This is a genomic window from Nocardia sp. Tas62D01 (assembly GCF_055232035.1).
The window spans coordinates 2,717,286-2,730,972 of the sequence record NZ_JBUYUZ010000001.1; the positions used below are offsets into that span (position 1 = coordinate 2,717,286).

Annotated in this window: 14 protein-coding genes; 7 read left to right on the forward strand and 7 right to left on the reverse strand. The window is 67.1% G+C overall.

What is annotated here, in order from left to right:
• Positions 1-26: 26 nt before the first annotated feature.
• The 3 genes from ACV7NQ_RS13320 to ACV7NQ_RS13330 all read right to left on the reverse strand — a co-directional run bounded on the left by ACV7NQ_RS13320 (position 27) and on the right by ACV7NQ_RS13330 (position 2,932).
• Positions 27-566 carry a type III secretion system chaperone family protein gene (locus ACV7NQ_RS13320; RefSeq protein WP_463359923.1) on the reverse strand — a complete coding sequence of 180 codons (540 nt, stop codon included), beginning with the start codon at positions 564-566 and terminating at the stop codon, positions 27-29.
• On the reverse strand, positions 563-2,029 hold the full coding sequence (gene mshA, locus ACV7NQ_RS13325; protein WP_463359924.1) for a D-inositol-3-phosphate glycosyltransferase: 1,467 nt from the start codon (positions 2,027-2,029) through the stop codon (positions 563-565). Before mshA ends, ACV7NQ_RS13320 begins: the two co-directional genes overlap by 4 nt.
• An 84-nt stretch (positions 2,030-2,113) precedes the next feature.
• Complete coding sequence (locus tag ACV7NQ_RS13330) at positions 2,114-2,932, reverse strand: alpha/beta fold hydrolase (protein ID WP_463359925.1); 819 nt, start codon at positions 2,930-2,932, stop codon at positions 2,114-2,116.
• A gap of 90 nt (positions 2,933-3,022) precedes the next feature.
• Between ACV7NQ_RS13330 and ACV7NQ_RS13335 the strand changes: the two genes are divergently transcribed.
• On the forward strand, positions 3,023-3,757 hold the full coding sequence (locus tag ACV7NQ_RS13335) for an SDR family NAD(P)-dependent oxidoreductase (protein WP_463359926.1): 735 nt from the start codon (positions 3,023-3,025) through the stop codon (positions 3,755-3,757).
• 281 nt (positions 3,758-4,038) lie between these two features.
• On the opposite strand, the gene ACV7NQ_RS13340 is transcribed toward ACV7NQ_RS13335, so the two are convergent.
• Together ACV7NQ_RS13340 and ACV7NQ_RS13345 are read right to left on the reverse strand one after the other, a co-directional pair.
• Positions 4,039-5,277: a L,D-transpeptidase gene (locus ACV7NQ_RS13340; protein ID WP_463359927.1), complete on the reverse strand. Its 1,239-nt coding sequence runs from the start codon at positions 5,275-5,277 to the stop codon at positions 4,039-4,041.
• A gap of 67 nt (positions 5,278-5,344) precedes the next feature.
• Entirely contained in the window at positions 5,345-6,433 is a 1,089-nt protein-coding gene (locus ACV7NQ_RS13345) for a UDP-N-acetylmuramate dehydrogenase (protein WP_463365655.1), read from the reverse strand.
• A gap of 42 nt (positions 6,434-6,475) precedes the next feature.
• Between ACV7NQ_RS13345 and ACV7NQ_RS13350 the strand changes: the two genes are divergently transcribed.
• From ACV7NQ_RS13350 to ACV7NQ_RS13360, 3 genes are all read left to right on the forward strand, one after another.
• Positions 6,476-6,961: a DUF2505 domain-containing protein gene (locus tag ACV7NQ_RS13350; RefSeq protein WP_463359928.1), complete on the forward strand. Its 486-nt coding sequence runs from the start codon at positions 6,476-6,478 to the stop codon at positions 6,959-6,961.
• A 119-nt stretch (positions 6,962-7,080) separates the two neighbouring features.
• On the forward strand, positions 7,081-7,599 hold the full coding sequence (locus tag ACV7NQ_RS13355; RefSeq protein WP_463359929.1) for a DUF2505 domain-containing protein: 519 nt from the start codon (positions 7,081-7,083) through the stop codon (positions 7,597-7,599).
• Entirely contained in the window at positions 7,569-8,366 is a 798-nt protein-coding gene (locus tag ACV7NQ_RS13360; RefSeq protein ID WP_463359930.1) for a class I SAM-dependent methyltransferase, read from the forward strand. The genes ACV7NQ_RS13355 and ACV7NQ_RS13360 overlap by 31 nt, the downstream gene beginning before the upstream one ends.
• A 98-nt stretch (positions 8,367-8,464) precedes the next feature.
• Here the strand turns inward: ACV7NQ_RS13360 and ACV7NQ_RS13365 are convergent, their stop codons facing one another.
• Positions 8,465-9,076, reverse strand: a complete 612-nt coding sequence (locus ACV7NQ_RS13365; protein WP_463359931.1) for a hypothetical protein — start codon at positions 9,074-9,076, stop codon at positions 8,465-8,467.
• 99 nt (positions 9,077-9,175) lie between these two features.
• Here ACV7NQ_RS13365 and ACV7NQ_RS13370 point away from each other — a divergent pair, with 99 nt between their 5' ends.
• The gene (locus ACV7NQ_RS13370) at positions 9,176-9,901 is read left to right on the forward strand and encodes an LmeA family phospholipid-binding protein (RefSeq protein ID WP_463359932.1); all 726 of its coding nucleotides are present in this window, start codon (positions 9,176-9,178) and stop codon (positions 9,899-9,901) included.
• Positions 9,902-9,951: 50 nt separating this feature from the next.
• Positions 9,952-10,614: a helix-turn-helix domain-containing protein gene (locus ACV7NQ_RS13375; protein WP_463365656.1), complete on the forward strand. Its 663-nt coding sequence runs from the start codon at positions 9,952-9,954 to the stop codon at positions 10,612-10,614.
• A gap of 78 nt (positions 10,615-10,692) precedes the next feature.
• Here ACV7NQ_RS13375 and ACV7NQ_RS13380 read toward each other — a convergent pair whose 3' ends face one another.
• A complete protein-coding gene (locus tag ACV7NQ_RS13380) occupies positions 10,693-12,048 on the reverse strand; it encodes an ammonium transporter (protein WP_463359933.1) in 1,356 nt (451 codons plus the stop codon).
• A 398-nt stretch (positions 12,049-12,446) separates the two neighbouring features.
• On the opposite strand from ACV7NQ_RS13380, the gene ACV7NQ_RS13385 reads away from it, so the two are divergent.
• On the forward strand, positions 12,447-13,637 hold the full coding sequence (locus ACV7NQ_RS13385; protein WP_463359934.1) for an NAD(P)/FAD-dependent oxidoreductase: 1,191 nt from the start codon (positions 12,447-12,449) through the stop codon (positions 13,635-13,637).
• Positions 13,638-13,687 lie beyond the last annotated feature (50 nt).

Here is a 13,687-nt window from a genome sequence, read left to right on the forward strand (position 1 = left end):
CCACAGGCGAAACCGATCCGAATGGTTCAGGGCCGGTCGGCGGCATCAACCAGATGTTCGAAGGCGCGCAGGTTCTTCAGGGATTCACCGCGCGAGACGCGCCACTTCCATTCTCTCCGAATGGATTCGGCGAAGCCGAGTTCCAGCAGCACATTGAAGTCGGCGTCCACGGCCTCGAGGATCTGGCCGAATACCCGGTCCAGTTCGTCGGCGGTGACAGCGTGCGTCGCAATCCGGCCGACCAGGTAGATGTCGCCGACGCGATCGAGGGTGTAGGCCACGCCGTAGAGCCTGCGGTTGCGCCGCAACAGGAATTTGTAGACGCCCTCGAAGTTTTCGTCGGGTTTGCGGCACACGAACGATTCGATCCGCACGCCGTGCTTGCCGACCGTGAGCATGACGGTGGTCTTCAGCTTGCTCTCACCCGGCAGGATGACGACGAAGACATCCTCGCTGGGGTGGGTGTACTCGATCTCCCGGTCGCGCAGCGTCTCATCGATAAGCCGCGCGGTCGCGCGGATGTCATTCGTGCTGTGACTACCGTTCGCTCGCTGATGCTCACTCATCGGCGTGCTCCCGTCCGGCGCCGGCGCAGCGCCCGCGATCTGGCCTGGCTCTCACCGAGAAGAACGGCCGAGCGTTCCGCGGCGAGGTTGGTGCGTTCACCGGGTACCGCGGCAGGTGCGCCCTCGAACTCTGGACCGCCGAGCAGCTGTGCGTGCTCGGACGCCACGCCGCGGCCCGCGCCGAGCCCCGAGCGCAGATCACGGAAATCGGTCAGCGCCGCGGAGTAGCTGGCGAGCAGTCCCTCCGCGGTGTGCTCCCAGGAGAAATTCGCGGCATGCCCGACGGCACTGGCGCCCATGCGGCGCAGTCGTTCCGAGTCGTCCAGCAGGTAGCCGAGGGCGCCGGCCCAATCCGGGGTGGCGTGGCCGGCCACCAGCAGGCCGGTCTCGCCATGGCGCACCGCGGTGCCGAGCCCGCCGACGTCCGCGGCCAGCACCGGGGTGCCGCTGGCCTGCGCTTCGATGGCGACCAGCCCGAACGATTCGTTGTAGCTCGGCACCGCGACCAGGTCGGCGGCCCGATACACCTGCACCAGGCGGTCCGGCGGCTGCGGCGGCAGGAAGGTGATGTGCTCGGCGATGCCGAGTTCGGCGGCCAGCTGGATCAGCGCGTCAGGCCGCTCCAGTCCGGTGCCGGACGGGCCGCCGACGATGAGCACCCGCAACCTGCGTTCGGGCTGCGCGCGCAGCACCTCCGCGGCGGCGCGCACCAGCACGTCGGGCGCCTTCAAGGGCTGGATGCGGCCGACGAACGCGACGATCTGCTCGTCGGCGGCCAGCCCCAATTCGGCTCGGGCGGCGGCCTTTTCGCCTGGACGGTAGCGGGTCAGGTCGGCGCCGGGCGGCACCACGTCGATGCGGTCCGGCTGGGCGCCGTATAGATCGATGAGCTGGTGCGCCTCCTCGGCGGTGTTGGCGACCATCCGATCCGCTTCGGTGATCACCTGCTTCTCGCCGATCTCCCTGGTCGCGGGCTCGGGACAGTCGCCATCGGCGAGGGCGGCGTTCTTCACCGCGGCCAGAGTGTGCGCGGTGTGCACCAGCGGCACCCGCCAGCGGTCCCTGGCCAGCCAGCCGACCTGACCGGACAGCCAGTAGTGCGAATGGACGAGGTCGTAATGCCCGGGCTGGTGCCTGGCCTCCTGCCGCAGCACCTCGGCCGTGAACGGGCACAACTGGGTCGGCAGGTCACGTTTGTCCAGCCCCTCGAACGGACCCGCCACCACATTGCGCACCAGCACTCCCGCCGCCGCCTCTTGGACGGGCGGCACATTCGAGGAGGTGGCCCGGGTGAAGATCTCCACCTCGGTGCCGCGTAGGGCCAGCTGAATGGCGGTTTGCAGCACATAGACGTTCATGCCGCCCGCGTCGCCGGTGCCCGGCTGAGCGAGTGGTGAGGTGTGCACCGATAGCACGGCAATCCGATTAGGCCGTAGGTCCGGGCGTTGACTCACACTGTCCATAGTGCACGTTGCATCGGCGAAATCAGACGCTGCTACCAAGGCAAGTGACAGCCATCACAGGCTATTGGTGAAGACCCTCACGCACTAGAGATCGTCGACGAACTCGCCGACCTCGGCCACGAAACGGGCGCGGTCCTCGATGAACAGGCCGTGCTGGGCGTCCTCCCAGAACGAGGCGCGCGCGCCGGGGGCGTTGTCGAGGATGTAGCGGCCGTTTTCGATCGGGACGACGGGGTCGCTGGTGCCGTGCAGGACCAGTACCGGAATGTCTATGGCCCGCAGCGTCTCGGTGTTGTCGACGGTCCGGTAGAACAGCGCTTTGCGCACCGCTGGCAGGGTGGCCAGGCTCGTGCCGAACAGCCGCTGCGCGTCGACACCCTTGTCCGCGCCCGGGCCGGTATTGGCGTTGCCGAACGCGCCGAATGCCCGCACGGCGCGGCCCGCGCTCTCCTCGAAGACGCCGGGGATGGCCTCCGCCATGGCCGAACCGGTCGCCGCGCCCGGGGCACGGCCGATGTTGGCCGTCGATCCGGTGTAGACGACGCCCGCGATCGCGCCGGTGCCGTAGGTCGCCAGGTAGTCGGTGAGCACGATGCCGCCGTAGGACCAGCCGAGCAGGACCGCGCCCGACTCGATGCCCTCGGCGGTCAACACCGCCGCGATGTCGGCGGCCCAGTTCTTCGGATCGTCGTAGCCGGTTTCCGGAGCGTCGGAGTAGCCGTGGCCGCGCAGATCGACGGCGATGACACGGAAGCGCTCGGCCAGGTCGTCGGCGGCCACGCCCCAGCAGCGCAGGTTCGCCGACCATCCGTGCAGCAGCACCAACGGCCGCCCGGCCGCAGGACCACTCACCCGATAAACGATGTTCGTTCCGTCCGCGCTGACCGCATCCCGAATAGCCATGCCACCGAGGCTAACGGCGATCCGGGGCGGACCGTGATCCGGGCAGCAGCCCCCGACTGCGGCAAACCACCTGCACTTAGGATCGAGCACATGAGCACTCGCACCGCCGTCGTCACCGGAGCCAGCTCGGGCATCGGGGAGGCCACCGCCCGGGAACTCGCCAAGCAGGGCTACCACGTCTACGTCGGCGCCCGCAGGCTCGACCGGTTGCAGCGGCTCGCCGACGAAATCGGCGGCACCGCACTGGAACTCGATGTGACCTCCGACGAGTCGGCGCGGGCGTTCACCGACGCGATCGAGCACGTCGACCTGCTGGTCAACAATGCGGGCGGCGCGAAGGGCCTGGCCCCGGTCGCCGAGGCCGACCTCGACGACTGGCGCTGGATGTGGGAAACCAACGTGCTCGGCACGCTGCGCATCACCAAGGCCCTGCTGCCGAAGCTCATCGCCTCCGGCGACGGCGTCATCGTCACCATCACCTCGGTGGCCGCCATGTACGCCTACGACAACGGCTCCGGATACACCTCGGCCAAGCACGCCCAGGCCGTGCTGCACCGCACCTTGCGCGGCGAACTCCTCGGCCAGCCGGTCCGCCTCACCGAAATCGCACCCGGCGCCGTCGAAACCGAGTTCTCCCTGGTCCGCTTCGACGGCGACGAGGAACGCGCCACGAAGGTTTACGAGGGCATCGATCCCCTGGTCGCCCAGGACATCGCCGAAATCGTCGGCTTCGTGGCCTCCCGCCCCTCGCACGTCAACCTGGACCAGATCGTCGTCGCGCCCCGCGACCAACAGGTCCCCGGCCGCTTCGCGCGCCGCGGCTGAGCGAGCCGTCGGACCACGGCCGGTAGATCTCGCAGCGCTGCAGGTACCGGTTTATCGTGGCGGGTCAGGGCTGGCCGCTCGGCCGTGGCGATAGGGTTGCTGGAGATTCGCTCTGATGTGTGCGGGTCGTTAGCATCTGGGGTTTGAAATTCGAATACACCATCGAGAATGCCATCGCGCGCGAGAAGGCGGACGCGACGCAGCGGTAATGGCTTGGCGCCGATAGCGATCCGCACCCGTTCGACTATCCGAACGGGTGCGGATCGCGTCTGATCAGCGGATCAGCGCGGCGGGCCGGGAGCGACGGGAGTCGCGGAGATGCTGGGAGCGTGGGTTTCGTCCAAGGCGGACAAGCCCTTCCAGGTGCTCCAATCGATGGTCCAGTCGTAGAGGTCGCCGTCGGCGGCCGACAGCGGGATCGAGGTGCCGGTGACTTCGACCGGATCGCCGTAGAGCGCGGTCGGGAAGAACGCCTGAGCGTCACCCGGCGACAGGTTGATGCAGCCGTTGGTGACGTTCGAGGAACCTTGTGCCGATAGCGATTCCGGGTTGGCGTGGATGAATTCGCCATTGTTCGAGATACGCACTGCCCAGCGTTCGCGAGCGTTGGTGTAGTACGGCGGGTTCGACATCACGAAGTCCTCGTATTTCTCGGTGACGACGTGCACACCGAAGCGGGTCACATTGCGTGCCTCATTGCCCTCGCCATAGCTGACCGCGAAGTCGAAGACCACTTGGCCGTCGCGCACCACCTGCATACGGTGGCTCGGCGCGTTGGCTTTCACGATCTGGCTGCGGCCGATGCGGAAATCCGAAGTGAGATCGGTATATCCATAGTTGCCGCCGCCGAGGTCGAGTCCGTAGAGCTTGGCCGCGACGTGCACGGTGGTGCCGGGCACCCAGTAGTCCTTGGGCCGCCAATGCAGCCGCGAGCCGCCGTTGTCGTCGGGGAACCACGCCCACGCGCCCTCGGTCGGCGGATTGGTGGTGACGGTGAGGGCCTTCTCCACCGCGGCCTTGTTCTGCACAGAAGCCTTGAACTGCAAGATGATCGGCGCGCCGATGCCGACTTCCTGATTATCGCCGACATTGAGCGTCGCCGGGACGGCGTTCTTCGGCGCCAGGGTACTGAAGGCGCCATCGATGGGAACCGGCTTGAGATCGGTGCCGATCGCGGTGCCCGACCAGGTGTAGGTGGCGCCGTAGCCGAGCGCCTCGGTGATCTTGTAGCTGTGCTTGTCGGCCGCGAGTTCGCCGGTGACCTGCTTGCCGGTGGCGTTGGTCAGGGCGATCTGGTCGATCGTGCCGTCGGCCACGGTGACCGAGACCGGCGCGATCGGGTTGACGTTCTTGGCAGCGGCGGCCGGGGCGAGGGTCACCTTCGCGACCGGACCCGGCTCCTTGGCGGGCTCGCTCTTGCCGGTGCGGTCGATTGTGCATCCGGCCACCAGGGCGGCCACAACGAGAAGCACGGCCGACACGGCGGCGGCCGGTCTACGGATGACTGTGCGGTTGCTCACTTCATCGAATTTACGCTGGCGGAATCGTTCGATCGGCTAGCGAAGAATGTGGTGTCCGTTTCACCCGCTACAGCGTGACCCCGACGGTGACCGGTTCCGGCTCCAACCGGATGCCGAATCGCTCGGCCACGCCGTCGCGGACTGTGCGGGCCAGCGCCACCAGGTCCGCCGCGGTCGCATTACCGCGGTTGGTCAGCGCCAACGTGTGTTTCGTCGACAGCCGCGCCGCGGCGTCGTTGCCCGGAAAGCCCTTGGCGAAACCGGCGCGTTCGATGAGCCAGCCCGCGGGGAATTTGACCCCGTCCGGCGCCGGATAAGTCGGGATCGTGACGTCCCCCACATGGGCGGTGATCGCAGCCTTCACTTCGGCGACGCGGGCCTCGAGCACCACCGGATTGGTAAAGAAGGAGCCTGCGCTCCAGGTGTCGTGATCGTCGGTGTCAAGCACCATGCCCTTGCCCGCCCGCAGCCGCAGCACCGCCGCCCTGACCTGATCGGCGGGCCGGGACGCACCGTCGGCGGCGCCGAGCGCGACCGCGAGTTCGCCGTAGCGCAGCGGCGCGCTCGAACCACCGGGGTCGAGTGCGTAATCCACAGCGAGCACGACCGCGTCGTCGCGGTGCTTGAGCACACTGGTGCGGTATCCGAAACCGAGTTCGCCGGGTTCGACCCAGCGGATCGCACCGCTGGCACGGTCCAACAGCCACACGCGGCGCAGCAGATTCGCCACCTCCACGCCATAGGCTCCGACATTCTGTACCGGAGTCGCACCCGCCGAACCGGGGATACCGGACAGGCATTCCAGCCCGCCCAATCCGGCCGCGACCGTCGCCGCCACCACCGCGTCCCAATTCGCGCCCGCCTCAGCGACAACCCCGGCCGCGCCGATCTCGACGCCCTCGGTCAGCACCCGGACCACGACGCCGTCGAAGCCCTCGTCACCGATGAGCAGATTGGAACCACCGGCGAGCAGCAGCACCGGAATCCCGCCCGCGTCCAGCGCGCGCACCGTCGCCACCAGAGCGTCGGTCGTCGCGCATTCGGCGACCGTGGCGGGACCACCGACCCGCAGCGTGGTCAGTTCCGCCAGCCGCACCGATTCGCGCACCAGCGCGCCGGTGTCGGCCAACAGATCGCGCAGCTGATCCGACGACACCACCCGTGAAGTTCGCACAGCCAGACGGTAGCGTGTCCGACCATGGCTACACCCCTGGCGTACACGGCCCGCTATTCGCATCCGGTCGCTGCCGTGTGCGCGGCGATCGCCGACGAGCAGTACTGGAAGGACCGCATCGCCGAGGTGGGTGGACCGAACGCCCGGCTCGATTCGGTCACCATCAGCGGTGACCAGGTCCGGGTCGAGATGGTGCAGGCCATCGCCGCCGAGCAGCTGCCTGCCGCCATCACCGCGGTGCGCCCCGGGGATCTGATCATCCCGCGCGTCGAAAACTGGAGCGGCGACGCCGCGACCTTCGAGGCCCGCGTCGAGGGCGCCCCGGCCGAGGTCCGCGGCAATATCGCACTGGCCGCCGACGGTTCGGGTGCGGTCGCCACGGTTACCGGCAGCATCGAGGTGAAGATCCCGCTGTTCGGCGGCAAGATCGAGACCGCGATCGCCGAACGCCTCACCGAGCTGCTCGCCTCCGAAGAAGAGTTCACCAACAACTGGCTCGCCTCACACTGACGCGATTTCGATAACCCGAACTGGGCGATCTCCCGATCCGACGGCACGGAGTTGTGGCAGCGCTCCACATTCACCGCCGAGCGATGCCGTGGCAACCGGTCCCGGTAACGTAACCGCTCATGGCTCGTCGACTGGACTACTCAGCCCGCTACCCGCTGCACACCACCAAAGAGCTGTACGCGGCGCTGTCGACCCGTGACTACTGGGAGGCACGGGTCACGGAGATGCAGAGGTACTCGGACAACGAGGTCGTCGGCCACGAGGTGAGCGACTCCGGGATCGAGATCGTGCTGCACCACATCCTGCCGCGGGAGATGCTGCCGGAGATCGCGCAGGCGGTGATGCGCAAGGACATGGTGATCACCCGCAAGGAGAGCTACGGCCCGTTCAACGAGGACGAGGTCGTCGGCAAGTACTCGGCGTCCATTCCCGCCGGACCGGGCAGCCTCGGCGGCACCATCCGCCTGTTCCCCACCGACACCGGCTGCACCATGCGGTTCTCCTCGGAGGCAAAGGTATTCATTCCGATGGTGGGTCCGCGGCTCGAGCAGCTGATGCTGGTGAACCTGGTCGACCTGTTCCGTGCCGAGGCCGAAGAGACCGTGCAGTGGCTGGAAGAGCAAAACCCGACCAGTTGACCAAACCGGTCGGCACCATCACCCGCGGCACCACCGGCGTCAACCGGTTGCGGCGCAGCGATCGCTGGCTGATCCACGACGATCTGGCCCGCGCGCGCCTGCAGGCCGCCGCCGATCCGCTGGTGGTCGACCTGGGTTACGGGGCGAGCCCGTGGACCACGCTGGAGTTGGCGACGCGGCTGCGCACCGTCCGTCCCGACGTGCGGGTGGTCGGCCTGGAGATCGATCCCGAACGGGTGGTGCCCGGCCGCGACGGCGTCACCTTCGCCCGCGGCGGCTTCGAATTGGCCGGGCTGCGACCGACTTTGGTGCGCGCGTTCAACGTGCTGCGGCAGTATCCGGAAGCGGCGGTCCCCGAGGCGTGGGCGACCATCCTGTCCGGTGTCGCCACGGACGGACTGCTCGTCGACGGCACCTGTGATGAGCTCGGCCGCCGCTGCGCGTGGGTACTGCTCGATCGTTCCGGTCCGCTGTCGCTCACGCTGGCCTGGGACCCCTTCACCGTCGAGCAGCCCTCCGGCATCGCCGAGCGACTCCCGAAGGCGTTGATCCACCGCAACATTCCCGGCGAACCGATCCACGCGCTGCTCACCACAGCCGATCGTGCCTGGGCCCGGGCCGCGCCGCTCGCGCCGTTCGGGCCTCGGGTCCGCTGGCGCGTCGCAGCGGAATCCCTTCGCCAGGAAGGGTTTCCGGTGCGTACCTATCGTCGACGGATGCGCGACTGCGTGCTGTCGGTCCCGTGGTCCACCGTCGCACCGAACTGACCATGGTCGGTCACCCTGCCACGATTGCGCGCCCGACAAAACCGGGCGGCATGCACGCCGATAGCGGAACGAAAATCACCGCGCACCTGCTCACTCCACTACTCACACACGGTAAGTGCCCGGTACACCCGGGCAGCCGCGCGCGCTGGCAGACGTCCACTGGCCGAACGGATTTCGTCACTCACACAGCGATGGATGGCGACCGCGTCCCCTACCACTTCGTCCAGCGCGGCCTGCCCGATGTCCGCCACCGCCAGGTCGAGCACCGTCCGCACCGGTGTCGTCACCAGGAACGGACCTGCCGATTCGACATCGGTACCGACCAGCGGACGCCGCAACACCACCAACCGCGGCGTGACCGGCGGACGACCCCCACCGACCGACAGGTGCAGGAACCTCGGATGTAGTCGTCCGAGCCCGTGGAGTTCGGCCGCGCTCTGATGCGACACCGCGGCGGCGCCATCGAACCAGGCGGCCCACATGGCATATTCGTCGAGCGGACCCTCCGGCCAATCGGCCAGCCGCAGCAGCCCGACCCCCGCCCGCGTCACCGAACCGTCGCCGAGCCCGGCCCGCACCCAGGCCTCACATCCGGTGCGCAGCACCTGCCTGGTGGTGAAGAATCCGGCGTGGCGCCCGGCCAATCGTCGCAGCACACGCCACCCGTGCTCCGCGGATTCGAGTGCGCGGCCCGCCGCATCGCCAGCCATGGCCACCAGGCTACGCTCGAATCTTGTGTCACATGTCACAATCGAACCCCTCACCGCGCCCTCAGAGCAGACACAGAAATGTCGGGAAGAATTGTCGTCATGAGCACGAAGACACCCGCAGCCAAGACGATCAGTCGGCGCACACTGGTGATTGCCCTCGTCGTGGTCGTGACTCTGCTCGTCGGCATGCTGGTCGGCGGCGAGGTGTATGCCAGACACACGGTCTCCCGGTGCATCAGTACTCAATTCGAGAAGGAGATGGGCTCCAAGATCGACGTGGGCTTCGGCTGGAAGCCGCTGCTGATCACCTGGGTCGACGGCAAGGTCTCCGAGGTGACGATCGACAGCAACGACACCAAGTTCGGACCGGCCGTCGGCATGGTGGTGCATGCCCGCTTCAACGATGTCGAGGTCAAGGACAGCGGTAGGAACGGCGGCACGATCGGCAGTTCCTCGGCCGATATCACCTGGAACAACGAAGGCATCCGGCAGACGCTCGCCGGAACGGTCAGTGGTGTGCACTCCTCCGCGAGCAGCGGCATGCTGACCCTGGACGTGCTCGGCGGGATCGCGCAACTACAGCTGCATCCGACGGTGCAGAACGGCAAGGTGCAGGTGGAGACGGAGTCGGCGCAACTGCTCGGGGTGGGCCTGCCGACCGACCTGGTACAGGGCATCGTCGATCTCTTCAGCCAGAGCCTGCAGAGCTATCCGCTCGGCCTGCAGCCGACCGACATCAAGGTGACCGACAACGGCATCGCGGTCAAGCTCTCGGGCGGTCACACCGACCTGCAGCCCGCCACCAACGGCAACGTCAGCTGCTGAGTCGTCTACTGACAGGAAACTCCGGCTAGAATCGGGCAATGCCCGACTCGATGCCGACCACACCTCAGATCCACCGCGACACCGGCGATCCCGCGCCGGTGCAGCGGGAGGTACTCGGTGAGCCGCCCACCGCGGGCGATCTGGAGGCCGCGATCGCTCGGCAGGTGCGCGCATTACGCAGGGCCAGTGGACTTTCGGTGGGCGAGATGGCGATCAAGGTCGGCATTTCCAAGGCCATGCTTTCGAAAATCGAGAACGCGCAGACCTCGTGCAGCCTGTCCACCCTCGCCCGGCTCGCCGCGGGCCTGGACGTGCCGGTGACCTCGCTGTTCCGCGGCGCCGATACCGCGCGGGAGGCGGTGTACGTTCCCGCGGGCAACGGTGCGATCATCGTCGGTCGCGGCACCCGAGTCGGACATCACTACGAGCTGCTGGGTTCCCTTCGCGGACAACACAAACGGCTCGAGCCGGTGCTGGTCACCCTCACCAATTCGAGCGAGGTGTTCCCCAGATTCCAGCACGCGGGCACCGAGCTGCTGTACATGCTCGAAGGCGTCATGGTCTACGGCCACGGCGACGCGGAATACACGCTGCGGCCGGGTGATTCACTGCTGCTCGACGGCGAGGGCATCCACGGCCCCAATGAGCTCGTCCGGCTGCCGATTCGGTTCCTCGCGGTCACGGCATACCCGGACAACCACGAAGAGAGCTGAGCCCGGCACCCGCCGACGGGGCCGATCCCGCGGATGGCGTCGCGCGGAAACCGGCCCCGATCCATCGGGCCCGCAGCGTTATTCGGCCGCTCCGGCATGCGCCGCCGCTGCGGTGATGGTCTCGGCGGCGTCGACCGCCTCGTTCGGGTGGGTGACGTGCCCGACGACCGCGACGGCGTCCATGACGTAGGCCGTCTCGCCGTGCGTGGTCACATCCAGGCCCTCGCGCTCGCTGTCCTCGTCGACCCGCAGGCCCATCGTCTTGTCCAGGACCTTCGCGATAGTGAAGGTGACGACCAAGGAGTAGGCGAACACGGCGAGCACGGCAACGGTCTGGCGCCAGAGCGCATCGACGCCGCCGCCGTAGAACAGGCCGGCCACGCCGTTGGGCGCGTCCGGATCTGCGAGGAAGCCGATCAGGATGGTGCCGAGGATGCCGCCGACCAGGTGGATGCCGACCACATCGAGCGAATCATCCACGCCGAAGCGGTATTTCAGCGACACCGTCAGGCAGCACAGCGCACCCGAGGCGGCGCCGATGACCAGCGCACCGATCGGCGAGACCGCGCCACAGGCAGGGGTGATGCCAACCAATGCCGCGATCAGCCCGGAGCTGGCGCCGAGCGAGGTAGCGTGCCCCTCCCTGACCTTCTCCACGATCAGCCAGCCACAGACGCCCGCGCACCCGGCCGCTGCGGTATTCAGAATGACCACCGACGCACTGTTGTTCGCGGCCAGCGCGGAACCGCCATTGAAGCCGAACCAGCCGAAGAAGAGCATGCCGGCACCGAGCATGGTCAGCGGAAGGCTGTGCGGGCGCGGTGGATTGGGGAAGATCCTGCGCTTGCCGAGCACCAGCACCAGTGCCAGCGCCGCGACACCGGCATTGATGTGCACCGCGGTGCCGCCGGCGAAGTCGATGGCCTTCAGGGTGTTCGCGATCCAGCCGCCCACCACCGAGCCGTCGGCGGAGTCGAACGCGAACACCCAGTGCGCGATCGGGAAGTAGACCAGCGTGGCCCACACCCCGGCGAACACCATCCAGGCGCCGAACTTCATCCGGTCGGCAACGGCGCCGGAAATGAGCGCCACGGTGAGACAGGCGAACAGCATCTGGAATCCGGACACCAGCGCGGGCGGCAGTGCGGGCTCGGAAGGCGCTTTGAGCAGCGCCTCGGAGCCGAGGAACTCCAGCGGATCACCTAGCAGACCGACCCCGCCGAGCGAGTTGCCGAGCACGCCCGAATAACCGAACACGATCCACAGCACGCCGACCACGGCGACCGCACCGAAGGTCATCATCGCCATGTTGAGGGTGTTGCGGATGCTGACCATGCCGCCGTAGAACATGGCAAGGCCGGGCACCATGAGACTCACGGCGGCGAAGGCCGCCAACATCCACGCGGTGTTCGCCGCGGCAATCGCTTCAGTCATAGTTTCCTCATAAGTGTCTACTAACGAGAATCTGTGTCTCTTGATAGTGGGCGGTTCTGGTTAAAGTAGACGATCCGCCAGGTTGCCGATAGCGGTCGTCCGGTGACGTTTCTGTTAATCCAAGCCCGCGGTCGGCTACTGGGAATGAGTAGCGGATAGCCGCCGAACAGTGGCCCTATATGAAACTCAGATCATCACTAGGAAACACCGGCACCCCAAGTACTCGCACCGATCCACATGTCAAGCAATGCCAGAATTCACCGCACACCTGCACTTATCCCCGCAACAACGCCTGTGGGTGTCACCGAGAGCTGACCGTGCCGTAACGCTGCCGTCACAGTAGCGCTGTTTCATGAGGCAGGACGATGACTCACTGCAAGAAACAGCAAGGACGCTCAGTGACCGAAACCCATAAGTACGTGATCGTCGGCGGCGGCCTCGAAGGGTTGGCAATCGCCTGGTCGCTCGCCGACCGTGGCGAGACCGACGTCGTCGTCCTCGAACGCACCACGCTGTGCTCGGGCATGACCGGCAAGTCCAGCGGCGTCGTCCGCTGCCACTACGGGACGCCGTCGCTGGCGGCCATGGCCTGGTATGGCGTCGACATCTTCAGCCGCGCGAGCGAGATCTTCGGCGACGACATGGGATTTCAGCAGTGCGGCTACGTCGTCGGGGTCGGCGCGAACAATATCGACCCGCTCAATGCCAACGTCGCCATGATGCGGGGCCTCGGCATCGACGTGCGGCTCATCGACCATGACGCCATGGCGCAACTGTGGCCCGGCCTGCACCTGGACGACTTCGCGGCATTCGCATACGAGCCACTCGGTGGACGCGGCGAGGCATATCTGGCGGGCATGGCCTTCGCCGCATCGGCACGCAAGCTGGGTGTGCAGATCCGTCAAAGCACCCCGGTCCAGTCGCTGCTGCAATCGGATTCGGACGCCGTGTATGGAGTCACCCTGGCAGACGGCACCGAAATCCATGCGCAGACAGTGCTTCTCGCTACCGGACCGTGGACTCCCGAACTGACCGCCGGAGTCGGGGTCGAGCTCGATGTCCGCGCCCAGCGCGCCCAGCTGGTGCTGGTCGACCAGGGCGTGCCAACACCGGTCGTCCCGGTTCTGTCCGATCTGGCGGGCCTGTCGTATATCTGTCGAGAGCCCAATGGCGAACTGCTCGTGGGCAATTCGGATCATCAAGCGCCGCAGTACATCGATCCCGACGACTACGTGAACCGCGCCGACGAATCCACCGTCGACAAGACCGTGGACAAGCTGGGCCACCGCCTGCCCGATATGCCCGATCCGCGGATCACCGGGTCCTATGCCGGCGCCTACGACGTCACCCCCGACTACAATCCGATCATCGGTCCCGCCCCGGTCGACGGCCTGTTCCTCGCCACCGGCTTCTCCGGCCACGGCTACAAGATCTCCCCCGCCGTCGGCAAGCTCGTCGCCGATCTCGTCATCGATGGGAAGACCGAGCTCCCGAACGTGGACCCAGACGACTTCCGCTACTCGCGTTTCACCGAAGGCGACCCACTGGTCAGCCTGCATCCCTATGAGGGCGCGGGCGAAATGCGCTGACGCCATCGAACTTCCGCACCAACCGATCGACCACTTCACCTGGAGCACAC

Coding starts and splice junctions, on each gene's coding strand:
- ACV7NQ_RS13320 (WP_463359923.1), bottom strand. CDS start 566: ATGAGTGAGCATCAGCGAGCGAACGGTAGTCACAGCACGAATGACATC.
- ACV7NQ_RS13335 (WP_463359926.1), top strand. CDS start 3,023: ATGAGCACTCGCACCGCCGTCGTCACCGGAGCCAGCTCGGGCATCGGG.
- ACV7NQ_RS13330 (WP_463359925.1), bottom strand. CDS start 2,932: ATGGCTATTCGGGATGCGGTCAGCGCGGACGGAACGAACATCGTTTAT.
- ACV7NQ_RS13375 (WP_463365656.1), top strand. CDS start 9,952: ATGCCGACCACACCTCAGATCCACCGCGACACCGGCGATCCCGCGCCG.
- ACV7NQ_RS13355 (WP_463359929.1), top strand. CDS start 7,081: ATGGCTCGTCGACTGGACTACTCAGCCCGCTACCCGCTGCACACCACC.
- ACV7NQ_RS13350 (WP_463359928.1), top strand. CDS start 6,476: ATGGCTACACCCCTGGCGTACACGGCCCGCTATTCGCATCCGGTCGCT.
- ACV7NQ_RS13370 (WP_463359932.1), top strand. CDS start 9,176: ATGAGCACGAAGACACCCGCAGCCAAGACGATCAGTCGGCGCACACTG.
- ACV7NQ_RS13380 (WP_463359933.1), bottom strand. CDS start 12,048: ATGACTGAAGCGATTGCCGCGGCGAACACCGCGTGGATGTTGGCGGCC.
- mshA (WP_463359924.1), bottom strand. CDS start 2,029: ATGGACAGTGTGAGTCAACGCCCGGACCTACGGCCTAATCGGATTGCC.
- ACV7NQ_RS13365 (WP_463359931.1), bottom strand. CDS start 9,076: ATGGCTGGCGATGCGGCGGGCCGCGCACTCGAATCCGCGGAGCACGGG.